The sequence below is a fragment of the Maricaulis sp. D1M11 genome (genome assembly GCF_047308265.1).
Classification (GTDB): domain Bacteria; phylum Pseudomonadota; class Alphaproteobacteria; order Caulobacterales; family Maricaulaceae; genus Maricaulis.
On the sequence record NZ_JBKQWY010000008.1, the window covers coordinates 82179 to 106919 of the forward strand.

Annotated in this window: 28 protein-coding genes; 20 read left to right on the forward strand and 8 right to left on the reverse strand. The window is 60.2% G+C overall.

The genetic code is table 11. From position 1 onward, the window contains the following. The first annotated feature begins 101 nt into the window (after positions 1–101). From RMQ97_RS12920 to rnd, 15 genes are all read left to right on the forward strand, one after another. Positions 102–713 (forward strand): phage tail protein, encoded by a 612-nt coding sequence (locus RMQ97_RS12920; protein WP_413661306.1) that lies wholly within the window; start codon positions 102–104, stop codon positions 711–713. A gap of 25 nt (positions 714–738) precedes the next feature. Continuing rightward, positions 739–1341 (forward strand): phage tail protein, encoded by a 603-nt coding sequence (locus tag RMQ97_RS12925; RefSeq protein WP_413661307.1) that lies wholly within the window; start codon positions 739–741, stop codon positions 1339–1341. Between the two features lie 3 nt (positions 1342–1344). Beyond that, complete coding sequence (locus RMQ97_RS12930; protein WP_413661308.1) at positions 1345–1938, forward strand: phage tail protein; 594 nt, start codon at positions 1345–1347, stop codon at positions 1936–1938. A gap of 4 nt (positions 1939–1942) precedes the next feature. After that, on the forward strand, positions 1943–2134 hold the full coding sequence (locus tag RMQ97_RS12935; RefSeq protein WP_413661309.1) for a hypothetical protein: 192 nt from the start codon (positions 1943–1945) through the stop codon (positions 2132–2134). A gap of 53 nt (positions 2135–2187) precedes the next feature. Continuing rightward, on the forward strand, positions 2188–2778 hold the full coding sequence (locus RMQ97_RS12940) for a phage tail protein (RefSeq protein ID WP_413661310.1): 591 nt from the start codon (positions 2188–2190) through the stop codon (positions 2776–2778). A gap of 21 nt (positions 2779–2799) precedes the next feature. Then, a complete protein-coding gene (locus tag RMQ97_RS12945) occupies positions 2800–3408 on the forward strand; it encodes a phage tail protein (RefSeq protein ID WP_413661311.1) in 609 nt (202 codons plus the stop codon). 2 nt (positions 3409–3410) lie between these two features. Then, positions 3411–4028 carry a phage tail protein gene (locus RMQ97_RS12950; protein ID WP_413661312.1) on the forward strand — a complete coding sequence of 206 codons (618 nt, stop codon included), beginning with the start codon at positions 3411–3413 and terminating at the stop codon, positions 4026–4028. A gap of 184 nt (positions 4029–4212) precedes the next feature. Then, positions 4213–4806 (forward strand): phage tail protein, encoded by a 594-nt coding sequence (locus tag RMQ97_RS12955; protein WP_413661313.1) that lies wholly within the window; start codon positions 4213–4215, stop codon positions 4804–4806. Between the two features lie 18 nt (positions 4807–4824). Beyond that, positions 4825–5451 carry a phage tail protein gene (locus tag RMQ97_RS12960; RefSeq protein ID WP_413661314.1) on the forward strand — a complete coding sequence of 209 codons (627 nt, stop codon included), beginning with the start codon at positions 4825–4827 and terminating at the stop codon, positions 5449–5451. Positions 5452–5453: 2 nt separating this feature from the next. Beyond that, a complete protein-coding gene (locus tag RMQ97_RS12965) occupies positions 5454–6068 on the forward strand; it encodes a phage tail protein (RefSeq protein WP_413661315.1) in 615 nt (204 codons plus the stop codon). Positions 6069–6370: 302 nt separating this feature from the next. Next, positions 6371–6988, forward strand: a complete 618-nt coding sequence (locus RMQ97_RS12970; RefSeq protein ID WP_413661316.1) for a TetR/AcrR family transcriptional regulator — start codon at positions 6371–6373, stop codon at positions 6986–6988. A 37-nt stretch (positions 6989–7025) separates the two neighbouring features. Continuing rightward, positions 7026–7796, forward strand: coding sequence for a lysophospholipid acyltransferase family protein (locus tag RMQ97_RS12975; protein WP_413661317.1), 771 nt, complete (start codon positions 7026–7028; stop codon positions 7794–7796). 42 nt (positions 7797–7838) lie between these two features. Further along, positions 7839–8564, forward strand: coding sequence for a lysophospholipid acyltransferase family protein (locus RMQ97_RS12980; protein WP_413661318.1), 726 nt, complete (start codon positions 7839–7841; stop codon positions 8562–8564). Next, positions 8561–9871: an MFS transporter gene (locus tag RMQ97_RS12985; RefSeq protein WP_413661319.1), complete on the forward strand. Its 1311-nt coding sequence runs from the start codon at positions 8561–8563 to the stop codon at positions 9869–9871. Before RMQ97_RS12980 ends, RMQ97_RS12985 begins: the two co-directional genes overlap by 4 nt. Before the next feature lie 35 nt (positions 9872–9906). Continuing rightward, positions 9907–11064, forward strand: coding sequence for a ribonuclease D (gene rnd / locus RMQ97_RS12990; RefSeq protein WP_413661320.1), 1158 nt, complete (start codon positions 9907–9909; stop codon positions 11062–11064). Positions 11065–11067: 3 nt separating this feature from the next. On the opposite strand, the gene RMQ97_RS12995 is transcribed toward rnd, so the two are convergent. The 4 genes from RMQ97_RS12995 to RMQ97_RS13010 form a co-directional block, all read right to left on the reverse strand. Then, entirely contained in the window at positions 11068–12597 is a 1530-nt protein-coding gene (locus RMQ97_RS12995; protein ID WP_413661321.1) for a Ppx/GppA family phosphatase, read from the reverse strand. Further along, the gene (locus RMQ97_RS13000; RefSeq protein WP_413661322.1) at positions 12594–14780 is read right to left on the reverse strand and encodes an RNA degradosome polyphosphate kinase; all 2187 of its coding nucleotides are present in this window, start codon (positions 14778–14780) and stop codon (positions 12594–12596) included. The genes RMQ97_RS12995 and RMQ97_RS13000 overlap by 4 nt, the downstream gene beginning before the upstream one ends. After that, positions 14777–15457, reverse strand: coding sequence for a hypothetical protein (locus RMQ97_RS13005; RefSeq protein ID WP_413661323.1), 681 nt, complete (start codon positions 15455–15457; stop codon positions 14777–14779). The genes RMQ97_RS13000 and RMQ97_RS13005 overlap by 4 nt, the downstream gene beginning before the upstream one ends. Before the next feature lie 69 nt (positions 15458–15526). Further along, entirely contained in the window at positions 15527–16639 is a 1113-nt protein-coding gene (locus tag RMQ97_RS13010) for a DUF2066 domain-containing protein (protein ID WP_413661324.1), read from the reverse strand. 131 nt (positions 16640–16770) lie between these two features. On the opposite strand from RMQ97_RS13010, the gene purM reads away from it, so the two are divergent. From purM to arfB, 4 genes are all read left to right on the forward strand, one after another. Further along, complete coding sequence (purM, locus tag RMQ97_RS13015; RefSeq protein ID WP_413661325.1) at positions 16771–17826, forward strand: phosphoribosylformylglycinamidine cyclo-ligase; 1056 nt, start codon at positions 16771–16773, stop codon at positions 17824–17826. A gap of 110 nt (positions 17827–17936) precedes the next feature. Next, a complete protein-coding gene (gene purN, locus RMQ97_RS13020; protein WP_413661326.1) occupies positions 17937–18587 on the forward strand; it encodes a phosphoribosylglycinamide formyltransferase in 651 nt (216 codons plus the stop codon). Positions 18588–18677: 90 nt separating this feature from the next. Next, positions 18678–19073 (forward strand): TM2 domain-containing protein, encoded by a 396-nt coding sequence (locus tag RMQ97_RS13025; protein ID WP_413661327.1) that lies wholly within the window; start codon positions 18678–18680, stop codon positions 19071–19073. Between the two features lie 70 nt (positions 19074–19143). Continuing rightward, a complete protein-coding gene (arfB, locus tag RMQ97_RS13030; protein ID WP_413661328.1) occupies positions 19144–19563 on the forward strand; it encodes an alternative ribosome rescue aminoacyl-tRNA hydrolase ArfB in 420 nt (139 codons plus the stop codon). A gap of 15 nt (positions 19564–19578) precedes the next feature. On the opposite strand, the gene RMQ97_RS13035 is transcribed toward arfB, so the two are convergent. Both RMQ97_RS13035 and RMQ97_RS13040 read right to left on the reverse strand, forming a co-directional pair. Next, positions 19579–20595: an adenosine deaminase gene (locus RMQ97_RS13035; protein WP_413661329.1), complete on the reverse strand. Its 1017-nt coding sequence runs from the start codon at positions 20593–20595 to the stop codon at positions 19579–19581. Between the two features lie 29 nt (positions 20596–20624). Then, complete coding sequence (locus tag RMQ97_RS13040) at positions 20625–21890, reverse strand: winged helix-turn-helix domain-containing protein (RefSeq protein WP_413661330.1); 1266 nt, start codon at positions 21888–21890, stop codon at positions 20625–20627. Positions 21891–22010: 120 nt separating this feature from the next. Between RMQ97_RS13040 and RMQ97_RS13045 the strand changes: the two genes are divergently transcribed. Then, positions 22011–23450, forward strand: coding sequence for a S41 family peptidase (locus RMQ97_RS13045; protein WP_413661331.1), 1440 nt, complete (start codon positions 22011–22013; stop codon positions 23448–23450). Between the two features lie 10 nt (positions 23451–23460). On the opposite strand, the gene RMQ97_RS13050 is transcribed toward RMQ97_RS13045, so the two are convergent. Beyond that, the gene (locus RMQ97_RS13050) at positions 23461–24081 is read right to left on the reverse strand and encodes a LysE family translocator (RefSeq protein ID WP_413661332.1); all 621 of its coding nucleotides are present in this window, start codon (positions 24079–24081) and stop codon (positions 23461–23463) included. 212 nt (positions 24082–24293) lie between these two features. Beyond that, positions 24294–24716, reverse strand: a complete 423-nt coding sequence (gene ndk, locus RMQ97_RS13055) for a nucleoside-diphosphate kinase (protein ID WP_413661333.1) — start codon at positions 24714–24716, stop codon at positions 24294–24296. Between the last annotated feature and the right edge of the window lie 25 nt (positions 24717–24741).

Sequence of the window (24741 nt, forward strand, 5' to 3'; positions counted from 1 at the left end):
TTCTCGCCCATTCATTGCGGTTTCAACGACTTACCAGTTTCGGTTTGCACCCAGATTCATTAACGGGTTTAGTTGCCCCTCATTCAACCTGGGAGGGATACATGAAACTCAAACACGGGCTGGCAGGCCTGTTCGCGCTAGCCGGACTTTCCAACCTGTCATCAACAGCACTGGCAGACCCCGATCCGTTCATCGGACAAATCCAGATCACAGCCGTGACGTATTGCCCGCGCGGCTGGGCCGATCTGAACGGTCAGCTCGAGGCCATCTCACAGAATACGGCTCTGTTTTCACTCATCGGAACGACCTATGGCGGTGATGGGCGCACGACCTACGCTCTGCCCGAAGCTCGCGGTCGAGCGCTGATCGGTGTCGGAACCCGTCCCGGGTTTTCGGGTGTGAATATCGGTACACAATTTGGCGCTCCAAGTGTGACACTGACCGAGGCCCAGATGCCCAGTCACTCGCACCAGGTGTATGCATCGAGCGCCGAAGGTGAAATCGGGGCACCGGCGAATGCGCTTTTGGGCCAATTCCCGGTCACCAGTCCGGACCGGTTTTATGCGCCGTCTTCGCCGCCCGCGACCACCATGCATACGGGCACTCTGGCCAATGCGGGGTCTCCATCTCCCTCCGCATTTGACGTCCATCAACCGTCTGTCGGCATTCGTCACTGCATTGCCCAGTACGGTCGTTATCCGTCGCGGTCCTAGACCCGCCCTGACACAGGAAAGATCCATGAAGATGCTTTTGAAACTGTCGGCAGGGCTGACCCTGCTTGGCGCGGCTCTGGGGACGGCCTCCACGGTCCAGGCGCAGGAACCCCTGATCGGCCAGATCACGCCCTTCGCCTTCAACTTCTGCCCGCGTGGGTGGACTCATGCGCAAGGCCAGATGCTGCCGATCTCCGGCAATGATGCCCTGTTCTCAATTTACGGAACAATTTACGGCGGCGATGGGCGCACCACGTTTGGACTGCCGCAACTGGCTGCAACCATGCCCATGGGCGCCGGAACGGGACCGGGGCGCACACCGCGTCGCGAAGGTCAGTTTGTCGGGACACAGACCCGTACGCTCACCTCCACCGAGATGCCGTCACACTCCCACACTTTCCGGGTGCAGTCAGAAACAACCAATATGAATTCCAACACAGGGGTGAATTCCACGCTGATGGATTACGGCGCCGCCGGCGTTTATGTCACCGGCCGCAATGCTGATCGCCAAATGTATTCCCAAATGGTGGTCCCCACGGGCGGCAATCAGCCTGTTATCATCCAACAACCTGTCCTGGCCGTGACTTATTGCGTCGCGACGGTCGGCATCTATCCGAGCCGGAGCTGAATGATGAAACACACTCTCAAAACCCTCGCCCTTGGCGCAATCGCCGGCCTCAGCCTGGGATCTACAGCTCAGGCCCAGGAGCCTTTCCTGGGTGACGTTCTTCTGTTTGGTGGCACATTCTGTCCCAAGCCCTGGTATGTCGGCGCCCATGGACAACTCCTGCCGATTGCCCAGAACCAGGCTCTTTTTTCCTTGATCGGAACCCAGTATGGCGGCGATGGGCGGACCACTTTTGCCCTGCCTGACTTGCGCGGTGCTGTTCCAGTGCATGTCGGAACCGGGCCGGGTCTGCCAACCGTGATACCCAGCCCCGGTTTCGGGCGTGAGACAACAACCCTTTTGACCGGACACTTGCCGTCACACACTCACAACGTCCGGGCCAGCACCAACGAGATGAATACGACCAGCCCGGACGGTGCGCTCGTTGGGTCCTATCCGGCAGGAACCAATTTCTTCACTACCGACACGCCAAACACCAATATGGCCGGAAGCATGGTGGCGACGACCGGAAACAGTCAAAGTGTGGACCTGATGGCGCCCAGCCTGGGCATTCAATACTGCATTGCCATTCAGGGCCTGTTCCCGTCACGAAACTGACACCTTGTCTACCACCCTGCTGATGGGACACGGACATCTGAACGGGGCGCTGGTCAACGGCGCCCCGTTTCGCATGGTCGCGATCGAAGACATCTCTGATCCTCAACATGACGCATTTGCTACAATTTTGGGTAATTTCGCCCCTATTTTTGATTGCAACGTTAAATTTGCTCTATTTTTACTCGCACCTCGCTGATACCCTCCACGCGCGAACTTTCAATCAACATACCCTCAGGGGGAGAGATGATGATGAAACTGAAAATGATGGCCAGTGTTGCGCTGGTCACAGGCCTGGCCTTCGGGTCTTCGGCCCATGCGGGACCCAACCCGTTTATCGGCGAGGTCCAGCTGACTGCAGGGACCTTTTGTCCCCGGGACTTTGCGCCAACAGATGGCCAGCTGCAAAGCATCAGCAGCAATCCAACGCTGTTCTCCATAATTGGCAACATGTATGATGGCGATGCTCGCACCACGATGGGAATTCCGGACCTGCGTGGCCGGACGGCGGTCAATTACTTACAGGGCATTGGGCTCTATCAGATCCCCCTCGGCTTCGAATGGGGTTCGCCGCAGTACTACATCAATCATTTCCAGATGCCCGCACACTCCCACGGCGTCGCTGTGACTTCATCCGCCAATACCGATCCGCAGCCCAATAATCGCCTGCTGGCGACCTATGGCGGCGGCGGTCGTTACTACTACGGCGCCAACCCGAGCACGGTCGTGATGAACACCTTGACCTCCACTGAGGGCAGTGGACTGCCTCACACCGCGGTTCAGCCCACCCTTGCCATTCGTCACTGCATCGCGCTGGACGGCATTTATCCTCCGCGTAACTAGGCCGACCTCCGGAGATCAATTATGAAAAAACTGCTTCTTGCAGCCGCAAGTTTCGCGGCAACCCTGGGTGTTCAGGCACCTGTGTCAGCCCAGGATCACTTCACCGGACAGATCATGCTGTTTGCGGGCAATTTCTGCCCTCGTAACTTCACCTACGCGTCCGGCCAGCTCTTGAGCATCAGTTCCAATTCAGCCCTCTTCTCCCTGCTGGGCACGCATTACGGCGGTGATGGTCGTACCACATTTAAGGTCCCTGATCTCAATGGCCGCATGCCGATGGGTTTCGGCACCGGACCCGGCCTGACGCCGCGCACCATCGGGCTCCGCTTTGGCACACAGGATACAGTCCTCACTCTTGCCAATCTGCCGTCTCACTCTCACACGCTTTATGCCTCGACGGGGGGACCGAACACGACCTCTCCGCAGGGCGCCGATTTTGCAACCTTTGGCCTGTTGCCCAGCGGAAATCCTGCCCGTGTTTACTCTGCCGATACTGCGTCTGCAGACCAGAGCGCTCGAAGCGACATGATCTCGACGACCGGGTCAAACGATTATCTAGACATTCAGCAACCGGTGTTGGGCATGTCCTATTGCATCAATACCCAAGGCATCTACCCGAGCAGGAACTAGTCATGAAAACGCTTTTCAAATCCGCGCTTCTCGCCTCTGCACTGGGCCTGACGACCTTGTCTGCGCCGGCCTCGGCCTCTAACCAGATTAACGCTTATCTGGGTGACATCATCATGGTGGGCTTCAATTTCTGCCCGCAAGGATTCTCAGCCACACACGGTCAGAGCCTGTCCATCAACAGCAATCAGGCCCTTTTTGCTGTTATCGGCACCACCTATGGCGGTGATGGTCGGACCACATTCAATCTTCCGGATTTGCGGGGCCGTGTCCCGGCTCACCCCAATATGAGCTCTAACACAGGTTCACAGATTTATCCTCTGCCGGCGGGTCTTGCCACCGGGGTGGAAAATGTCGTTCTGACGACTTCCCAGCTGCCAGGTCACCAACACGATGTGAACGCGTCCGTTGAAGCGCCAAACTCCCCCTCACCGTCGGGCGCCTTGGCCGGTACCTATGCGTCGACAAGCCAGCCCGCTTATACCACGGGAGGCGGGTCTGTTGCGATGAGCGGAGCGATGGTTCTAAACGAGGGTGGCAATCAAGGCTTCTCCACAATCGCACCGTCGCAAGTAATCAATTTCTGTATCGCCACGGACGGACTGTTCCCGCCGCGCAATTAGGTTTGAACACACGACCTCGTGAAGGGGCGCTCCAAAGGGGCGCCCCTTTTCAGTGGCCCAAAACAACACCTATAGTAGTTTCATATTACTTAAATTATATATTTTTCTTTTTACTATTCACAGTTGTTCTTCATGCTATGGATTTTGCGCGATACGCGAATCGCAAACCAGCAAGGGGACATAGATGACATCCAGAATTCACCTGGGCCTATTAATGGCCTCCACCACGCTGCTGACCTGCGCGCCGGCCTGGGCCGGGCCAGACAGCTATATCGGTCAGATCCAGATGACGGCCGCCACATACTGTGCCCGTGACACCTTCGATACAGTAGGTCAGACTTGGGCGATCAGCGAATATCCGACCCTCTACTCGATTACGTCTAACTTCTATGGCGGGAATGGGTCCTCCACCATGGGCGTCCCCGATCTGCGCGGGCGCACAGGCGTCAATTACCCGACCGGTATCGGCCTTTCCCAAATTCCTTTGGGTGTCTCCGGAGGGACGACGCACAACTACCTCTTTGGTGCCAATATGCCACGTCACTCGCACACGGTGCGGGTATCGTCAGACTCCAATGCCCAGCCCAATCCGGCCGGGCAGCTTCTCGCGACCTATCCCGGTGGGGCCCGGTACGCAACCGGCACCGCGGATGTCGAGATGGAGTATGCAACCAGCACGACCGGCAATTCCTCCCCGCAATCCTTCTCCACCGTTCAGCCGACCATTGCCATCCGGCATTGCCTGGTGACTGAAGGTCCCTACCCCGCGCGAAACTAGGCGATAAAGGCTCTTGTCATGAAACATATTCTAACATCGGCCCTGGCGCTCTCTGCTTCGCTGGCCGTCTCCGCTCCATCGATTGCCCAGAGCTATTTTCTGGGTGAGATATTCATGTTCTCCGGCAATTATTGTCCGCGGGATACGACCATGGCCTCAGGTCAGACGGTATCGATCGGGCAAAACTCGGCTCTGTTTTCCCTGCTTGGAACACGCTGGGGCGGGGATGGCCGAACAAGTTTCAGCCTTCCCGATCTGAACGGCCGCATGCCCATGGGGGCCGGACAGGGTCCTGGCCTATCCCACAGGGTGGTTGGTCAAAGGTTCGGCCAGCAATACACAACGCTGACGACTGACAACCTACCCGGTCACACCCATACACTCTATGCGACGGATGCCGGCCCAGCCACACCTGATCCGTATCAGGCCTCGCTCGCAACCTTTGGCCTCCTGCCCAGCGGAATTCCTGCCCGAGTGTACACGGATGGAGATGCAAGTGCGGATCAGACAGCGCATTCCAGCATGATCCAGCCGACCGGTGGCCACGCTAGTACCGAAGAGACAGCACCCACACTTATCCAACAACCCGTTCTGGGCGTCACGTATTGCATCGCGACCCAGGGCACTTATCCGCCGAGGAACTGATCATGACACATATCTTCAAACAGTCCCTTGCTGCTGTGACCTGCAGCCTCGCCCTGACCGGCCTGTCCGTGTCCACCGCCCACGCCGACACTGACCCCTATCTGGGTGATATCATCATGGTGGGCTTTGATTGGTGTCCCCGAGGGTTTGCCAAAGCAGACGGTAGCCTGATCAATACAAGTGACAATCCCGCCCTCTTTGCCCTTTTGGGTACACGCTATGGCGGAAACGGCTCAACAAATTTTGCTCTTCCGGACATGCGCGGCCGGGTCCCGGTTCACCCCAATCCAGGCAACGCCCCTGCCGGCGTCCAAATTGTCGATGGAGGATATGTCGGAGCAGAGACGGTCACGCTGACGACTGCCAACTTGCCTGCGCACAACCACGTTGTGGGCGCATCATCGAATGCGCCGTCCGTCGCATCGCCCAATGGGGCTTTGGTCGGCACTTATCCCTCGGGATCGCCTGGCGCTTATGGATTTGCTGGAGCTCAAGTGGCGATGTCATCCGACATGCTCGCCCCCACCGGGAATGGCGCAGCGTTCAGCACAATCGCCCCGTCAGCGGTTGTCCAGTTCTGTGTCGCGATCAGTGGCGTGTTCCCGTCGCGCAACTAGGCTCGAACACACGATCTAACGAAGGGGCGCTCCAATGGGGCGCCCCCTTTTTTTGTCGTGCTGCCGTATGAGCGCTCTACCAGAGATCGATCACGTCGGCCTCGGTTGCGCGAACTCGATCGCGCCCGCCACCGGCCTCGATGACAAACACATCGCGGGCTGCGCCCCGAGCGCCGCTTTTTTGTTTATCATCAGCAGGATGTAAGATTTTATCGGATGTAAGTAAGTATTCACTTGCACTCCCTCAGGAGATCCGCCATAAAGCAAGTAAATGATCATTCACTCACGCAAGGATGAGCCCGATGTTGCGCCAGGATCTGTTTGAAGGATTGAACCCGAATGAGGGGGTGACCGCGCGCTATGGCACCACCAAAGCCCGGATCGAACGGGCTGCCCTACAGCTTTTTGCGCGCCATGGCGTAGATGGCGTATCGATCAAACAGATCGCCGGCGCTTGCGATATCTCGGATGGCGCCATGTATCGGCACTTCAAAAGCAAGGACGAGCTGGCCCGCCTGCTGTTTGAAGCCATTCACCGTCGTCTGACGGACCTTGTCAGCGATACGCTTGATCCTAGTGCGGATCTGGAAACCATGACCCGCACCGTTGTCACCGCCTATTGTGAACTGGCCGAGAACGACCCCGCACAGTTCACCTATCACCTCACCCATCGCAATACCTTCATCGCGGCGTCCGGTGATGGCGGCTCCGATCCATCGACTGTCATGGCGGTCGCCGTGTCCGCAGCCATGGATCGCGGCGAGATCCCGAAAGGGGATCCGGAGATCAAGGCCGCCATGGCCATGGGCGTGGTTCTGCAAGCCGCAGAATACTCGATCTATGGCCGTCTGGAGCGCCCGATGACCGAGCTCATCGACACATTTGTGCGGGCCAGCCTAGCTGTCCTGCGCTGCGCCTGAAATCCCACCCCAAGTTTGACTGACACGGAGCCAAGCCATGCGCTCGATCCTTTTCAATCTCGTCTACTGGTCCGGCAGTGCGTTCTACGCCATTGTCTGTTTCATCCTTGCCTGGCTGCCGGGGCGGTCGCCGCTGATGCACGGCTTGCGCTCCTACGCCCGCTTCACCCTGCTCGCCATGCGCTGGATTTGCGGCATCAAGGTTGAAGTCCGGGGGGAGATTCCGCGCAACCAGCCCGTGGTCATCGGCGCCAAACACCAGTCCTGGGGCGATGGCATGGTGATGCTTGCCAAGACCGGGTCCCTCTCCTTTGTGTGTGGAGACCATCTGCTAAACTATCCGCTTCTGGGCCATGTCCTGCGCAAGGCGGGGGCCATCGTCCTCAGCAATCAGGGAGGTATCGATGCCCAGTCCAGGCTGGAGGCGGGCATTGAGCGCACACAAAGCGAAGGACGGGAACAGCCCGTCCTGATCTATCCCGAAGGGCATCTCACGGAGGTGGGCACGGGCATGCGATATCGTTCCGGTGTCTGGCGTCTCGCCCGCGCGCTGGATCGGCCCGTCGTGCCTGTCGCGACCAATCTCGGCCAGTGCTGGCCCCAGAACAAATGGTGCAAGTCTGCAGGCATGGCTGTCATCGAATTCCTGCCCGCACGACAGGCCGGCGAGGCGAAGGCCGACTTCCTCAGCCAACTGGAACACGATGTCGAAGCGCGCAGTCGCTGTCTGGAAGCAGAATTTGCGTCCGTGAACCAATCCCGTCAGTGTGGATTGCACATTGGACGCACACAAACGTTGCGCAGCTAGACGCAGCGCGTCCGCACAGCGGGCCAACGGGGAGAAACGGCCATGCGATCCTTCGTGTTTAACGCCCTCTTCTGGGGTATCTCGGCGCTCTTCGCGATCGTGTGTTACGCCCTGTCCTGGTTGCCTTGGCGGCGCCCGCTGGTGGGCGGCATGATCGTCTATTGCAAATCGGTGCGTGGATTGTTGCACACCGTCGCGGGCATTCCCATCGAAGTACGTGGCACACCGCCGAAAAACCAGAGCGTGATCATCGCCGCCAAACACCAATCCTATGCGGACGGACCGCTGATGATGGCCATTACCGGTGACATCAATTTCGTGATCGGAAACGGGATTGAAAAGTTTCCCCTGATCAACCGCATTGTTCGCCGCTCTGGCGCGACCATGGTCAATGCCCAGGGCGAGACCCGAGCCATCGGCGCCCTGCAGGCCGCCATTGCCCGCTCACACGGCGAGAACCGCCCGTTGCTGATCTATCCCGAGGGTGGGCTGACAGCGGTCGGACAAAGCCAGCGCTATCGTCTGGGAGTGGCCCACATGTATGAGCAACTGGGCCGTCCGGTCGTCCCGGCCGCCACCAATATGGGACTGCGCTGGCAACAGGAAGACTGGCAGAAACAGCCAGGTCCCGCTGTCATCGAATTTCTTCCCGTCATCGAACCCGGGCTTCCACGCGAGACCTTTCTCGCCCGCCTGGCCGACCAGATTGAAACCCGTACACGCGCGCTGGAGGCCGAGGGCCAGGCGAGCGAGGAGACACAGACATGAGTGCACGTCTTGCGGCCGGCCTGGTAACCCAGGCCCGCTTCCTGCCTCTGATGATTGCCCAGAGTCTGGGGGCGTTTAACGACAACTTCTTTCGCTACGCCCTGATCACCCTGGTGACCTACAAGGAACTCTCTCTGCTCGGCGCGTCGAGCGAGGTCATCGTTCCACTCGCTGCCTCGCTGTTCACCGGTGCCATCCTGCTCTTCTCCGCGATCGCCGGGCGTCTGGCCGACAAGTATGATCGCACCCGATTGATGCGGGTCGCAAAATTCGCCGAGATCTGGCTGATGGCCATTGTGGCGATCGCCTTCGTCCTGGAACTACCGCTATTACTGATGCCGGCTCTCTTCCTGATGGGCGTCCAGTCGGCGTTTTTCTCACCGGCGAAACAAGCGGCGCTGCCCACCCTGCTCAAGCCGGAGGAATTGGTCCCGGCCAACGCCCTGCTCAGCGGAACACTGAACGTGTCGGTATTGCTGGGTATCGGGATCGGATCCTGGTTGATCCAGCGGGCCGGTGGCGAGCTATATGTTGGCGCCGTTTTGATCATCATGGCCATTCTGGGCTGGCTTTCCATTCGTCAACTACCCCCCGCCCGGGCCTCGGAACCGGATGCGCCGGTCTCCTTCAACTTCATCTGGGAAACCGTCCGTGTCCTGCGCTTCGCCGTTCAGCATCCCGACGTGTTGCGGCCCTTGCTCGGCGCGGCCTGGTTTTGGATGCTCGCTGCGGCTGTCATCACGCTGATGCCCAATTTCACCAAGAACGTCCTGGGCGCCGATGAAAGCGTGTTCCTGCTCTTCTCGGTCTTGTTCACCATCGGTGCGGCGATCGGCGCGCTTCTGTGTGGTGTTATATCCGGCAAGGGTGAAGCACTGTGGATCTCCTGCCTCGGTGCGCTGGGACTGGTGGTGTTCAATACTGATATCGCCCTGGCCAGCCTGGGTCGTGCCCCCACAGGCGAAACGCTGACACATGCTGCCGACTTTCTGGCCGATCGAGGCAATTGGCGCTTGTTGTTCGATCTGGGTTTTGCCGCAATATCCGCGGGCCTGTTCGTGGTTCCCCTGCAAGCGCTGGCTCAGCGCCGGGCACGACCGGACTTGCGCGGCCGTTTGCTGGCAGCCGGGGGTCTGATGAATGCCGGCACCGCTACGATTGGCAATTTCATGCTGGCCGGACTTGCCTTTGCGGGACTCCCCATCCAGTTCGCCTTTTTTGTCCTGGCCGCCGTGTCACTCTTTGCCGCAGGCTTCATTGCCTGGCGCATGAAACGCAAAACCTCTGCATCCCACAGCGCTTCATGATGGAAATTCGAGCCGGGCGGGAGTAACACGGCGGGATGACGATGATCACCACGACCGAGGCCCTGCAAGAGGCCTGCACCGCCCTCGCCCAGTGCGAGCATGTCGCTGTCGACACGGAATTCATGCGCGAAAGCGTCTACTGGCCCGCGCTGTGCCTGATTCAGGTCGCCGGAGGCGAGACCGAGATCATCATAGATCCGCTGGCCGACGGGCTGGATCTGGCCCCCTTCTGGGCGCTCATGCGCGACACATCGGTGATGAAAGTGTTTCACGCCGCGCGCCAGGATCTGGAAATCTTCTTTCACAAGGCCGACGGCCTGATCCCGACCCCGCTGTTTGATACCCAGGTGGCTGCGATGGCACTGGGCCTGGGCGACAGCATTGCCTATGACGGCCTGGTCCGCGCCTTGCTGCGTCGCCCGATCGATAAAGGCCCTCGCTTCACGGACTGGTCGCGCCGTCCGCTGTCAACCAAACAGCTTGATTATGCCCTGGCCGATGTCACCCATCTGCGCGATCTATTCCCCATCCTCATCGAGCGCCTCGACAAGGCGAACCGGCATGACTGGCTGGCGGATGAGATGGGCATTCTGACCAATCCCAAAACCTATGAGCTGGACCCGGAAACGCAGTGGAAGCGTCTGAAACTGCGCAAGCTGCATCCGCGCTGGCTGGCTGCTCTGCGGGCTGCTGCCGCCTGGCGTGAACGCGAGGCCCAGACCCGCGACATGCCGCGTCAGCGGGTCATGAAGGATGACGCGCTCTACGAGGTCGCCAATGTCCAGCCGCAAAAGCCGGACGATCTTCAGGGTTTGCGCGCCGTGCCCAAAGGCTTTGAACGGTCCCGGCCCGGCGAACGCCTGATCGCCGCCATGGTCGAGGCTCTCGCCAATGCCGAGGCCTATGCCCCCAAGGTGGAAAAACCGACACCCCCGCCACAAGGCATTGGTCCAACGGTGGAATTGCTCAAAGTCTATCTCAAACTGGTCGCCGACGAGGCCGGGGTCGCGACACGCCTCATCGCCACAGTGCCGGATCTGGAAAAGATTGCTGTCGACGACAATGCCGCGGTTCCGGCCATGCAGGGCTGGCGCCGCGAGGTCTTTGGTGAACCCGCCATTCGCCTCAAAAAGGGGCTGATCGGTCTGTCCCTGCAAGAGGGCAAGGTCGTCGCCAAGGAGGTCGAGGGCTAGACCCTACTCCGCCGCATCAGCCCCCAGATATCGAACCTGCGCGGCCCGGCCGACACGACTGGCAATCTGGTCCAGATTGGACAGGGCCCGCTCGACATAAAGATCGTGCACACTCTCGGCGACATCCAGTCGAATGCGCGCGCTGTCAATGTCGACTTCAAACCGTTCGAGCAATTCCGGCGAGCGACCCGAAAGTTTGGCCGCCAGGCGCATGACCAGTCCGACCGCTTCGGCAGTGGCCCGCTGGTCCCGATCAAGCAGGGCCAGGATTGCGTCCGTTTCGCCCCGAGTTTCACCATACCGGGTTTGCAGAATGGCCGCGATAAAGACCCGGCCAGCATGGCAACACCCGGCCAGTGGCGCATACAAAACAGTGTCCCGCACCAGCTGGCCACGATGATCCGGGTGAAACCGCGCACCCAGATCCACCATACGACACGCCGCTCCCACATATCGGCGATAATCATGCTCGCTGAACGCGCGCGGTATCACATCCAGGAAAGGCTGCATCCAGCTCAGCAAGGCCGTTCCGAACTGGATTGAGGGCACGATCGGCCGCGCAAGCGCGTCAGCCCCGGCGATCAGCGGGTCCTGCTCGCGGATGACCGGAGGGATTTGCTGCATCAGCACGCCTTCGCGCAGGCCATTGGCGGAAAACACAACTTGGTCAAACGCGCCATGTTTCATGATCTGGCGCAACAACAGTGCGGCATAGGGCAGATTGGCCATACGACGCTGGGACAGGTTGGGGATGCCGCGCAGGGAGGCCGGGCTCTGGCTCATCGCAAAGCGCGTCAATGTGCGTGTCTGTGCGTCATTGAGCGCAAACTGATGGACCACGTGCAAGGGGTAGCCGGTCTGGGCAAAGGCCAGATGCGTTAGAGCCCGCCAGGCCCCACCCACGGCATAGAAGGTTCCGCCACGCCCCTTCAGACCGTGGACCTCCTTGAGCACCGTCTTGATCCGCACCTTGGCCTTGCCCAACCCCTCATCCTGTTCGGTCAGGATGGATTGCGGGCCAAGGGGCACGCTGCGGCTCAGACCACTCTCACCGGAAACCAGATCGGTCAGTTCCAGGCTGGCACCGCCGAGATCACCCATCATGCCATGGGCGGCGGGAATACCGCTGAGCAGTCCCTGCGCCGACAAGCCCCCCTCTTCCTCGCCGGTCAGCACCCGGATCTCGAACCCGGTCAGCGCCCTCACCTCGTCGACAAAATCCTGACCGTCTTGTGCGTAGCGCACGGCAGCAGTGGCGACCGGGTAAACATCCGTGATCGATTTGGCGCGCAGCAAACGCTGGAAACGCTTGAGCGCGCGCAAGGCAATCCGATAGCCCTCGTCATGCAGGCGTCCCGTATCGCGGATACCGCGGCCAAGACCGGCCATGACTTTCTCGTTATAGACGGGCCAGACCGCACGCCCTTCCAACCTGTAGTGCACCAGGCGAACCGAATTCGAACCGATATCGATGACCGCGACATCCCGGGTCACCGCATTCTCGGCCAAGGGAGTGGCAGTCAATGACGTCACGCCGGACGGCCCCGTCCCGCAAAGGTCGGCGGCATGTCCGTTTCCAGCGCATCACCGCGCCCCGAGAGGCTCGGATTGGTCATGAAGTAATCATGCGCGCAAAACGGCTCGGGAATGTCCGACACATCCACTCGGTCATACGTGCCATCCGCCTGCATGTACCAGCTCTGGGCCTCATCATTGATGTTGGCCACCATGATCTGGTCCAGCACCTGTCGATGCACTGTCGGGTTCTGGATCGGGCACAAATGTTCCACCCGGCGGTCCAGATTGCGCGGCATCCAATCGGCCGAGGAGATAAAGACCTTGGCCTGCGGTCCCGGCATATCGCCTCCATTGGCGAAACAGACCACACGACCATGTTCGAGAAAGCGTCCGACAATCGACTTCACGCGGATGTTTTCAGACAGGCCTTCAATGCCCGGGCGCAGACAGCAAATGCCCCGCACCACCAGATCCACCTGCACGCCCGCCTGGCTGGCCCGGTAAAGCGCATCGATGATCTCGGAATGGACAAGCGAGTTCATTTTCGCCCACACCGCCGCGGGCTTGCCTGCCTTGGCGTTGGCGATCTCCACATCAATATTCTCCAGGATTGTATCCTTGAGATTGAGCGGCGACATCGCGAGACGTTCAAGATTTTGCGGCTGGGCATAACCGGTCAGGAAGTTGAAGATACGACCGGCATCGCGACCATACGCCGGATCGGCCGTAAAGACGGACAGATCTGTATAGAAGCGTGCTGTAATCGGGTGGTAATTACCGGTCCCGAAATGCGCGTAAGTGCGAAGCTCCGCGCCCTCGCGCCGCACGACCAGGCTGATCTTGGCGTGGGTCTTGTACTCGATGAAACCGTAGACGACCTGCACACCCGCGCGTTCGAGATCACGCGCCCATTTGAGGTTGGCTTCCTCATCAAAACGCGCCTTCAGCTCGACCAGAGCCGTGACATTTTTGCCCGATTCCGCCGCCTCGATGAGTGCCGCCACGATTGGGCTGTCCTTGGAGGTCCGGTAGAGGGTCTGCTTGATCGTCACCACCTCCGGGTCGGCCGCAGCCTGACGCAGGAACTGCACGACCACATCGAAGGTCTCATAGGGGTGGTGGACGACCATGTCCTTTTCGCGAATGGCCGCAAAACAATCGCCCCCATGATCGCGGATCCGTTCAGGAAAGCGCGGTTCATAAGGTTTGAACACGTGTTCAGGGCGACCATCCGGAATCAGTTCGGAAATCTGGGCGAGGCCAAGAATACCCTCGACCGGCACGATATCCTGTTCCGACGCCTCGATATGCTCCACCAGCATATCCCTCAGGGCGTCCGGCATGGCGCTATCGATCTTGAGACGGACGATCACGCCGCGACGACGCTGTTTGAGCAGGTTCTCAAATTCCAGAACCAGATCTTCAGATTCCTCCTCGATCTCGATATCGCTGTCACGGATCACCCGGAACACACCCTTGCCCGCCAGCTCATAACCAGGGAACAGGGTTTCGACATTCAAGGTCAGCACATTTTCCAGGGACATGAAGCGCTGGACCTGCCCCGTCTCACCGGATCGGGCCGGCAATTCGACAAATCGCTTCACACCGCTGGGCATGGGGACCAGGGCGCTCATTTCCTCATCCGTGCCGGACTTGCGCAATTGCAGGACAATGGCAAACCCCAGATTGGGGATGAAGGGAAAGGGATGCGCCGGATCAATCGCCAATGGGGTCAGGACGGGCAGAGTGTGCGTGAGAAACTCATCCTTCAGCCAATCCGCATCCGCCTGAGAGAGGTCTTGTTCGTCGAGCACGTCCACGCCGGCCGCGGCGATATCCTTGCGCAATTGCGTCCACAGCACTTGCTGCTTGTCCATCAACTCACCCGCCAGGGTCTGAATCTCGGCCAGCTGTTCCGCCGCCGTACGGCCATCCATGCCTCGTGTTGTCACGCCATTGCGGACACGCGCGCGCAGACCGGCCACACGGACCATGAAAAACTCGTCCAGATTGCTGGCTGAAATGGACAGGAAACGCAGGCGTTCAAACACCGGGTGATTGGGATTTTCCGCTTCCTCGATGACCCGTTCATTGAACCGGAGCCAGGACAGTTCGCGATTTACGAACCGGTCCGGTGACTGCATCAGCTCGGCAATATCCACTTCCGGCAGGCTTTGAACCTCCTGAAGATCGGTCATGACGCGTTCCTTTCATCATCCCAGGCCGCCAGGACGGTGCGGGCCACGGTTCTGTTGATGGGTGTCTGGTTCACCAGCGCGCATTTGTCCAGCCTGTCAACGAGTTCTCGGACGGCTTCCACAGATCGTTCGATGCGCGGCAGGAGATAGTGGATGACCCCCGGATCGATGGCCGTGCCCCGGTCCATGAGTTGTTTTTCGAGGAGGTGTGACAAGAGATCATCATCGGGCTCATGGATATCCACCACGGGCAAGGCTTTGAGGCGTGAAACCAGATCGGGCACGGTCACGGTCCACAAGGCCGGCAGGACGCGGGCTGTCAGCAAGAGACCAGGCATATCGTCTTCCATGGCCCGGTTGAGCACATGAAACAGCGCCTCGCCGGCGGGAACCCGGTCAGCATTTTCCACCACGAGGGCGCGATCACTGGCAAAATCCGGGAGGAATGCCTCCAGGTCCGAAGCCTCAACAGCGTCCGCCTGGGACATGCGCGCCCATATCGCGGCCATGTGGGTCTTGCCCGCCCCGGCTGGACCACACAGTAAAAGCGCGCCGCGCGGCCAGTCGCGCCATTGGGTCAGTGCTGCGCGGGCATCCGCATTGGCCGCCCCGGCCACAAAGGCTTCAGGACTGAAATCATCACGTATGGGCAGGTCCAGCGTGAGCTGTTCGCTCATCTTTTATCGCTCTCGTCTTGCTTTGGCCGGTCTTGTCCGACCCGGCTGGACCTGTCGCACGGGAACGCTCTAGCCGTCCTCGCGCGCTACCCAGCCCAGGCCCGGCTGTTCTTCCAACACAAGCCCGCGTTCGCCAAGCTCGTTGATCAGCTGTTCCTGTGCTCCGCGATAGGTCACCGTCATCAAGGCGCCATGACGCGAAAGGGCATCCAGACGCGCCTGTTCAACCAAGGAGGCTCCGGTCAGCGAGGATTGCAGCCCGCGCCACTCGCCCAGAGCATTATAGAGCACCGTCACTTCCAGGGCATGGAGTTCGGCATCGCGGACAATGCTGACACGTTTCCACTCATCCTCACGCGCGGTCAGGAAGGCATCCGCCGTCTCTGCCCAGCTCCCCTCGATATTGACGGGCCCCCAGGTCTCGACCTGTGGCTCCTCGGCATCGCTCAGATCCACCAGATACCCACCAAGACGCTGACGTGTGCGGTTTTCACCGATCTCTTCGCTGCGCGCGCGCAAAATAGCCATGCGGTCCACACCGTAAAGGGCTGCGAGCTGACGCAGACCGCTATTGGACAGGCTCAGCGCTCCGCGGGCAGAGATGACTGATTCGCCTTCACGCCCCGCCGGCACAAACATGGGGGTCAGGGCATGTTCAAATCCGCCCGACTGCCAGGCACGGCGCCAGGCATTGTCGGTCCAGAGTTCGAAACTGCCATTGCGCTCATAAATCGGCAGGACCAGCAGGGGCCGCGATTGCGATTCGACATAGGGCACGCCCAGTCGTGTCATCAAGCGCTCAACAGCGCGCGGGTCGAAGCTGACGGTCAAATTGGCCAAGTAGCGGGTTGCACTGCGGCGCTCATCCATCACTTCTAGCCCTGAAATCATCTCTGCGACAGTCACATCATCAAGGACATAGAATGAGAATTCCTCACCCATTTCATTGATATAGACGCTTTCGTCCAGACCGGTCTCAAGCCGGTCTTCTGCTAGGGTCAAACGCGCGACGAGCCGTCGCGCAGCCTCGGCCTGACCGGATCGCAGCGCGGCGGCCTGGGCTTCATAGGCATTATCCGCAGTGGCATCGATCGCCACGCCGGTGATAGTATACGGGTCCTGAGCCTGGACCGGGCCGATCGTGGCAAACGCCAGGACCAGAACACTCAAAATAACTCGCACGACACCCCTCCGGTCGAAACAGATCCGGGGCCACTATAACGAGGTGCAGTTCCGCGTGAAGCCTGTGGCTTGCGTCAAAAGCCGGTTTCGACTGTACTCCGGCGCTCTTTTTCAGTTTTTGGGGGAACCGCATGGCCGGTGACACGCCTTCCGCATCCAAATCCACGCCCGAGGGCGGTCTGACTTATGCCGGCAGCGGTGTCGATATTGATGCCGGAGACGCACTCGTCGACCGGATCAAACCCCTTGCGGCATCGACACGTCGTCCCGGGGCAGCGGCAGATCTGGGTGGATTTGGAGGCGCATTCGACCTGAAAGCGGCCGGTTATGACGATCCGATCCTGATTTCCGGCACCGATGGGGTCGGAACCAAGCTGAAACTGGCCATCGCCACGGGCAAGCTGGACACGGTGGGCATCGACCTCGTGGCCATGTGCGTGAACGATATTCTGGCGCAGGGCGCAGAGCCTCTGTTTTTCCTCGACTATCTGGCGACCTCCAAACTCGACCCCACGCGCGGCGCAGACATTGTCGCTGGCATCGCCCAGGGCTGTCGTGAAAGCGGTTGTGCGCTGATCGGCGGTGAGACCGCAGAAATGCCGGGCATGTATGAGGGCGAGGATTTTGATCTCGCCGGATTTGTGGTGGGCGCCGCCGAGCGCGGACGCCTACTGCCTGATCACGACGCGATGACGGACGGCGATGTGCTGATCGGCCTCACCTCCTCCGGTGTCCACTCCAACGGTTTCTCCCTGGTGCGAAAAGTGGCTGACCATACGGGTCTGACCTGGTCCGACCCGGCGCCTTTCCAGCCCGATACCACGCTGGGCGAGGCGCTGCTTGCTCCGACACGCCTGTATGTCTCGACCTGCCTGCCGCTGATCAAGGCCGGGCTCGTCAAGGGACTCGCTCACATCACCGGGGGCGGGCTTGTTGAAAATCCGCCGCGCATGCTGCCCGATCATCTGAGCGCAAACATCGACTATGAGGCCATCGACAGCCTGCCGGTCTTCGACTGGTTGCAGGAAGCCGGTCAGATTGCGGATGCCGAGATGCACCGTACCTTCAATTGCGGCATCGGCATGCTGCTCTGTGTCGCAGCCGATCGCGCTGAAGAGGTCATCTCACGCCTTGCACAATCGGGTGAGACGGCCAAGATCATAGGTACACTCTCTGCCAAGGCCTGATCGGAGCTCGATCACCCACGGCGCGTCACCTGCGTTTCAGACCCTGAACAAAGGCCCTGCCCCCGCGCCGGGCCCTGATCCGACACCAGACCAGATACAAGGGCCCTGTCATGGCCAAGACCAAAATTGCCGTTCTCGTGTCCGGGCGTGGCAGTAATCTGCAAGCCCTGATCGATGCGGCAAAAGATGACGACTATCCGGCGGAAATCGTGCTGGTCGTCTCCAATAAAGCTGATGCCTATGGGCTCGAACGGGCGCGCGTCGCGGGCATTGCGACCGCCGTGGTCGACCATCGTGATTATGAAAACCGCGAAGCCTTCGAGGAAGCCCTCGATACCGTGATCCGCGACCATGGAACCCGCATCGTCTGTCTGGCCGGATTTATGCGCATTCTGACGCCCTGGTTTACCGAGCGCTGGCGCGACCTCTTGATCAACATTCATCCCTCGCTTCTGCCCGCTTTCAAGGGGCTTCATACGCATGAACGCGCGCTGGAAGCCGGTGTGCGCATTCATGGCTGCTCGGTGCATTATGTTCGCCCGGAAATGGATGATGGCCCGATCATCGGTCAGGCCGCAGTCCCTGTCCTGCATGGCGATACTCCGGACACCCTCGCCCAGCGCGTTCTGGAGGCCGAGCACAAGCTCTATCCGCAATGTGTCGCGCTGGCCTGTTCGGGCAAGGCGCGTGTCGCCGGTGAGCGGGTCCGTCTGCAAGTTCGCGAATTCGGGGCGGACCTGCTCATGAATCCCCACGACTAGTCGACACTTAAGGCTTGCGCCTGCTCGATTGCGTGGCAAAGTTGCGGCACGGCAGAGGGGCCGCATTCTTTTCGCGTTTTGGGGGTTTTTATGGACCAGCGCACGTATACGCTTCAACTCATGCAGATTGTGAACAATCTGCCCGAGCAAAACCGCACACCGTTTCTGATGGCCTTTCAGGCCTCCGAGAAAAACCCGGTTGTGCTGTACGGTTTCAACATGTGGCTCGGCTGGCTGGGCATTGACCGTTTCCTAGTCGGCGACATCGTTGCCGGTCTGTTCAAGCTGATCACATTTGGCGGCTTTGGCATCTGGCAAATCATCGATTGCTTCCTGATCGGTAGCCGCGGCCGCACGAAAAACATGATCCTGGCCCGGACCCTGGCCGCCAGCTATTCCACTCCCCCAGCCCCGGCCGCTGTTGCCGCGCCGGCTGCGGAAGCGCCGGCTGAAGGCGGCGAGGCACCGGCTGCTGACGGCGAATAACGCCTTCTGTTCACAGACATTAGTGCGCCGGCTCGTATGAGCTGGCGCACTTTTTCTTCCAGAACACACCATGCAGATCACCGACCATCTCTACATAGATGAACTCCTCATCGAAGAGAAAACCGTGCGAGCCTCCGGCCCGGGTGGGCAGCATGTGAACACCACAGACAGCGCGGTCCAGCTGCGCTTTCACCTCAGCCAATGGCAGGCCCCGCACGCCGATATCAAGGCCCGACTACGCACCCTGGCTGGGCAACGCCTGACCCGCGACGGTGACATCATTCTGCGCAGTGATCGTCACCGGGCCCAGGCGCGCAATCGCGACGCTGTTCGTGAACGATTGAGGGCCCTCATCGTCCAGGCGCTAACCCCACCGAAAAAACGGGTCGCAACCCGCCCGAGCCGCGCCTCTGTCCAGCGGGTGAAAGACGCCAAGGCCCGAACAAGCGCACGCAAACGATCGCGCCGGCGACCAGGACCGGATGATTAGATGAGCCTGGCCGCGTCAAGCCGGGGACAAAGAAATGCGGTCAATATCCGCCAGGTGCCGGGCGATGGCAGCGTCATCGAGGAAGGACCCGGTAAAACTATTGCGGGCCAGCGTGATAATCTCGTCCCGGGTCAGATCGATGGCCGCGGCGGTCTGGCGGAAATTCTCGTTCACATACCCCCCGAAGTAAGCCGGATCATCGGAGTTCACCATCACTTTTAGCCCCAGCGCGAGCATGCGCTTGAGCGGATGGTCGGCCAGGCGCTCGACGCCGCACAGGCGCAGATTGGACAACGGACACACGGTCAATGTCATCTCCGATTGCACCAGGCGTTCAACCAACTCAGCATCCTCAAGCGAGCGATTGCCGTGATCCAGCCGGTCGATCCGGAGCAGATCCAGCGCCTCGCTAACATAGGCCGGTGGCCCTTCCTCTCCGGCATGTGCCACACGCTTGAGCCCCAGCTCACCAGCCCGTGCAAACACACGCTCGAACTTGGACGGCGGATGCCCCATCTCCGAACTGTCCAGCCCCACGCCATGAATGAGATCAAGATGCGGTTCAGCCTGGGCCAGTGTCTCGAAGGCGGCCTCCTCAGACAGGTGACGCAAGAAACACATGATCAGGCGCGAACTGATACCCAGCTCGGCCTCACCCTGTTTCAAGGCCCGGTCGATCCCGCTTATCACCGTGCCAAAGGCAATACCTCGATCCGTATGCCCCTGGGGGTCAAAGAAGATCTCGACATGGCGCACGGTGTCCGCCGCAGCGCGTTGCAGATAGGCCCAGGTCAAATCGAAGAAATCCTGTTCGGTCTGCAACACATTCATGCCGACATAATAGATATCGAGGAAATCCTGGAGATTGGAAAAATCATAGGCGGCACGGATCTCGTCGACACTCTTGAATGGGATCGCCACCCCATTGCGCTCTGCCAGCTCGAACATGAGTTCCGGCTCCAGCGAGCCCTCGATATGCAGATGCAGCTCGGCCTTGGGCAATCGATCGATCAGGTCATTGAGGTCCGACATGTCAGGCTCCAGTGTGGCAGCAGATAGGGTCAAAGTGGATTGAGGTCCGGGTCGGGGCAAGGTCCGGTCTCAGGCTGAGATGTCCGGCGGGCGCAGATTTCACGTGCGCTCGCGGCTTCGCCGCGCGCTGCGCGCAAGCTGGCCAAACCGACAAGCGCGGCATCATTCAGCGGGTCCCATTGCAAAATCCGCGCATACCAGTCTTCGGCTGCGGCAAGGTCTTCGCGCTCGACATGCATGCGGGCAATGCTCAGCCCCGTATCGGAATACCAGGGCCGCACCAGAACAGTCTGGGTGTCATAGACCCGGCTCATCGCATCAAACCCCTGTTCCATATAGGCCAGGGCCAGATCGGGCCGATCAGTATGCTGGTGGAGGTCGGAGAGATTGATGTAGGCCTCCCAGGCATCGGGATCGATGATCGCGGCCCGGTTGAACATATCGATGGCGGCCTCGATCTCCCCCTGGGCCGACAAAACCAGCCCCAGCGCGCGATAGCCCAGCGCATAATCCCCATCCAGACGGACGGCTTCTTCGGCGTGATGACGCGCCCGCGCTAGCGTCAATTGCGCGCTCTCGGTCTCGGTACGGCCATTGGCCAGGGCCGTGCGCACCCGCGATCTCAGCCCGACCTCCGCCCAGACGCCGTCCGAGAAACGGATCACTGACTGGGTCATCGCATTGGCCAACCCGGCATGGGCCGGCGCGCCCTCTGGATCAAGCTCGAGGGCCCGGGCGTACAAGCGTTGGGCCGACGCATTATCGGCCTCAGTGAATTGATAGTAGAACTCATCCGCGCGGGCGATGAGCGCCACCTCCTGGGGCATATCGCTGCGGGGCTGGACCCACCAGGCCATGACCAGAAGGCCCAGGACAAGGACCGCCAGCCCGCCTCCGGCCGCCCACAATACCCAGCCCGGCTGTGATGGCTGCGATGCCGTCTGCACCGGCTGGAACGGCACCGCGTCAACCCGCAGGCGATATCCCCGCTTGGAGACCGTCTCGACATAGGTAGGATTACGCGCATCATCGCCCAGGGCCTGGCGCAGTTTCCATACCGCCCGGCTCAATGCATCTTCGTTGACCGTCACCCCGGTCCATACGGTGTCAAACAGGGTGTCCTTACTCACCGTCCGCCCGCCAGCGCGCACCAGCGCACACAGAAGCGCCATGACACGCGGTTCCAGGTCGATACGGGTCTCACCGGCCCATAGACACCCATTGACCGGTTCCACCCGAAATTCACCGAGCTGGAAATCGGGCAAAAGCAATGCATTTTGAGTATCTTGGGACATGGTCAGATTTTGGTCAGACAAATCAGGAGACGCCCGTCAGGACGTCCGGCACAATCATCACGCAGGACAGACCTCATCGACTGGCACGAAACCCGGTCGGAGTAAAAGAGGAAATCGCAAATGCTGACACCCCTGTTGGTCGCCCTGAGTCTGCAAGTCTCACCGCCCACCGATCCCGTCTTCGACGCACAGACCCTGCGCGCGGAACTGGACGATCTTCATACAACGCTCGAAGCGTCCCAGTATGATCTCTACGCCATCACACCGCGCGATGTGTTCGATCGGCATCGGGCCCTCATCCATGAGAGCCTCACCGAGCCTCTCACCCTTACCGAAACCCAGATCCTGTTCCAGACCTATCTGGCGCTTGCCCGCATCGGCCATACCCGGATCGATTTTCCCGCAGCGGCCTGGAGCGAGCATGTCAGCGAAGGGGGCGTGATGTTTCCCGTCTCGCTTCGGGTTCACCAGGGCCGTGTCTGGATCGAAAGTGACCAGTCCGGTCTCGAAACCCTGTCCGTGGGCGATGAGGTGCTCGCGCTAGAGGGAGAACCCAATGCGATCTGGATGCCACGTCTGACCCGTCACATCTCGGCTGACACACCTCACCTGGCCCACACCCTGCTGGAGCTCTATCTGCCCGGCCTGATCTGGATCGAATATCCTGAGGCGCGCGAACTGAGCCTCACCATCCGCAAGACGTCCGGCGAGACGGTAGACGTGGTGGTGCCCCTGCTCGACGCACACACCCACAGCCAGCATGCCGAAACCACGCCGGATGTGATCTCCCTGGATGGGTTTTCACAGGATTTCCCGACGCCGGACATCGCCTATCTACGCCCAGGGCCCTTCTACAACACCGAGCCGGGCGGCGTGGTCTGGGACAATACGGCCTATGTGGCGCGGATCGAGGCGGCCTATGAGACCCTCATCCAATCGGGCGCCTCGCACCTGATTTTGGACCTGCGCGACAATCCGGGAGGGGACAGCTCTTTCTCTGACCCTGTCATTGCGCCGTTCGCGGACGAGGATTTCCGCTTCGCCTCCCGCTTCACGATCCGGGTCAGCGACGCCACAACGGCCTCCAACGCGGCCCGACTGGCGGAAGACCCCGGCGCGACCCAGTCTGTGAGTGCACAGTTCGCGGCGCTCTATGCCAATTCGCAAAACGGGGAGACAGTGGAGTTTGATATCCCCTTCGCCACGCCCCATCCTACGCTGCGTTTTGAGGGCGAGGTCTATGTGCTGGTCAACCGGTACTCCTTCTCCAATGCCGTCAATGCCGCCGCCCTGATCCAGGATTACGGCTTCGGGCTGATTGCCGGAGAGACCACAGCCGATATGGCCACGACATATGGCGCCATGGAGACCTTCACCCTTCCGCGCACCGGTATCCAGGTGGGGTATCCCAAGGCCCATATCATCCGTCCCAATGGCGAAACCCGGGTGCATCCGGTGACACCGGACATTCCGCTCGACATCCCGCCCCTGCGCGGATCTCAGGACGTGGTCCTGCAACAATTGATCGACCATATCGAAGACAGACACCGCCAGGACTAGACCGCAGGGTCTAGCCCGCGAGGATGAGGCCGATGGTCAGCAGAAGAATGCCCGCAATCACGGCGTTCATCGGCCTCGCCCAGCGCGGATCGGACATGAAACGACGCAATACCCCGCCTGCCAGGATCCAGGCCATGCCACAGGGTGGTCCCAGAACGGCAAATGTCCCGGCCATGATCGCGGCACGCGACCAGATGGCGTCTGCCAGACCGTAATAAACGCCGGCGGCCGAGATCGTCATCAGGATCGCCTTGGGATTGACCCACTGAAACAGGGCCGCCTCATACCAGTGAAGTGGTCGGCTACCCTCGCTACGGTTTTCAGACGTCCCTGAGGGCGCAGGAAAGAGCGCAGCCCGCAAGAATTGCCACGCCATCCATGCCAGCCAGAGTGAGCCCGCGACCTTGATCACGGTGAGCATCCAGGGAAAACGCTGGACCAACTCGCCCAGTCCGAACACGGCCGCCACGAGCATCAGATTGAAGCCGATATTGACGCCGATCCAGTGCGGCAGGGTGCGCTTCACACCAAACACAATGCTTGACGACATCATCATCAGATTATTGGGCCCCGGGGTGACGGACATCGACACCACAAACAGGACGAAAGTGAGATAAAGGGCCCAGTCCATGACCGCCTCCTGACGTCTGCCTCGCTCAACGGGCGAGATCGTGGATGTGGGGGAGCGAGAGCCCTGCGCCAACCCGTTTCATGTGCCGTCTGGCAGAATACCGCCATGCGTTTCTCAGCACCGCCGTGCACCGCCCCTGTTCAAGCGCCGCACACACAAAAAGGCCCGCAGCATGAGCCACGGGCCTTGTCTGTCCGATTGGACCTGTTCGCTTAGCCGACGATTTCGTCGTCGGAGAAGAAGAACGGGATTTCTTCAGCAGCGGTTTCCGGTGCGTCGGAACCGTGCACGGAATTGGCTTCAATGGACTCGGCAAACTCCTTGCGGATCGTGCCCTCGGCAGCATCTTCCGGATTGGTGGCGCCCATGACTTCGCGATACTTGGCGATGGCGTCTTCACCTTCCAGAGCCTGGACGACGACCGGGCCGGAAATCATGAAGGAGACCAGGTCATTGAAGAAAGGACGCTCTTTGTGCACAGCGTAAAAACCTTCGGCCTGTTCCTGGGTCAGGCGGATACGCTTTTGAGCGATGATGCGCAGGCCGGCACCTTCGATCTTGGCGTTGATGGCACCGGTGAGATTGCGCGCTGTTGCGTCCGGCTTGATGATGGAAAATGTACGTTGGATCGCCATGATCGTATTCCTTGCAATGACGTCG

Excerpts from the sequence above, each read along its gene's own strand:
- RMQ97_RS12930 (WP_413661308.1), top strand. The coding sequence starts at position 1,345 with ATGAAACACACTCTCAAAACCCTCGCCCTTGGCGCAATCGCCGGCCTC.
- RMQ97_RS12925 (WP_413661307.1), top strand. The coding sequence starts at position 739 with ATGAAGATGCTTTTGAAACTGTCGGCAGGGCTGACCCTGCTTGGCGCG.
- purM (WP_413661325.1), top strand. The coding sequence starts at position 16,771 with ATGGCCGGTGACACGCCTTCCGCATCCAAATCCACGCCCGAGGGCGGT.
- RMQ97_RS12985 (WP_413661319.1), top strand. The coding sequence starts at position 8,561 with ATGAGTGCACGTCTTGCGGCCGGCCTGGTAACCCAGGCCCGCTTCCTG.
- RMQ97_RS13005 (WP_413661323.1), bottom strand. The coding sequence starts at position 15,457 with ATGAGCGAACAGCTCACGCTGGACCTGCCCATACGTGATGATTTCAGT.
- RMQ97_RS13045 (WP_413661331.1), top strand. The coding sequence starts at position 22,011 with ATGCTGACACCCCTGTTGGTCGCCCTGAGTCTGCAAGTCTCACCGCCC.
- RMQ97_RS13000 (WP_413661322.1), bottom strand. The coding sequence starts at position 14,780 with ATGACCGATCTTCAGGAGGTTCAAAGCCTGCCGGAAGTGGATATTGCC.
- ndk (WP_413661333.1), bottom strand. The coding sequence starts at position 24,716 with ATGGCGATCCAACGTACATTTTCCATCATCAAGCCGGACGCAACAGCG.
- RMQ97_RS12965 (WP_413661315.1), top strand. The coding sequence starts at position 5,454 with ATGACACATATCTTCAAACAGTCCCTTGCTGCTGTGACCTGCAGCCTC.
- arfB (WP_413661328.1), top strand. The coding sequence starts at position 19,144 with ATGCAGATCACCGACCATCTCTACATAGATGAACTCCTCATCGAAGAG.
- rnd (WP_413661320.1), top strand. The coding sequence starts at position 9,907 with ATGACGATGATCACCACGACCGAGGCCCTGCAAGAGGCCTGCACCGCC.
- purN (WP_413661326.1), top strand. The coding sequence starts at position 17,937 with ATGGCCAAGACCAAAATTGCCGTTCTCGTGTCCGGGCGTGGCAGTAAT.
- RMQ97_RS12955 (WP_413661313.1), top strand. The coding sequence starts at position 4,213 with ATGACATCCAGAATTCACCTGGGCCTATTAATGGCCTCCACCACGCTG.
- RMQ97_RS13050 (WP_413661332.1), bottom strand. The coding sequence starts at position 24,081 with ATGGACTGGGCCCTTTATCTCACTTTCGTCCTGTTTGTGGTGTCGATG.
- RMQ97_RS13040 (WP_413661330.1), bottom strand. The coding sequence starts at position 21,890 with ATGTCCCAAGATACTCAAAATGCATTGCTTTTGCCCGATTTCCAGCTC.
- RMQ97_RS12920 (WP_413661306.1), top strand. The coding sequence starts at position 102 with ATGAAACTCAAACACGGGCTGGCAGGCCTGTTCGCGCTAGCCGGACTT.
- RMQ97_RS12960 (WP_413661314.1), top strand. The coding sequence starts at position 4,825 with ATGAAACATATTCTAACATCGGCCCTGGCGCTCTCTGCTTCGCTGGCC.
- RMQ97_RS12945 (WP_413661311.1), top strand. The coding sequence starts at position 2,800 with ATGAAAAAACTGCTTCTTGCAGCCGCAAGTTTCGCGGCAACCCTGGGT.
- RMQ97_RS12970 (WP_413661316.1), top strand. The coding sequence starts at position 6,371 with ATGTTGCGCCAGGATCTGTTTGAAGGATTGAACCCGAATGAGGGGGTG.
- RMQ97_RS12975 (WP_413661317.1), top strand. The coding sequence starts at position 7,026 with ATGCGCTCGATCCTTTTCAATCTCGTCTACTGGTCCGGCAGTGCGTTC.
- RMQ97_RS12940 (WP_413661310.1), top strand. The coding sequence starts at position 2,188 with ATGAAACTGAAAATGATGGCCAGTGTTGCGCTGGTCACAGGCCTGGCC.
- RMQ97_RS13025 (WP_413661327.1), top strand. The coding sequence starts at position 18,678 with ATGGACCAGCGCACGTATACGCTTCAACTCATGCAGATTGTGAACAAT.
- RMQ97_RS13035 (WP_413661329.1), bottom strand. The coding sequence starts at position 20,595 with ATGTCGGACCTCAATGACCTGATCGATCGATTGCCCAAGGCCGAGCTG.
- RMQ97_RS12980 (WP_413661318.1), top strand. The coding sequence starts at position 7,839 with ATGCGATCCTTCGTGTTTAACGCCCTCTTCTGGGGTATCTCGGCGCTC.
- RMQ97_RS12950 (WP_413661312.1), top strand. The coding sequence starts at position 3,411 with ATGAAAACGCTTTTCAAATCCGCGCTTCTCGCCTCTGCACTGGGCCTG.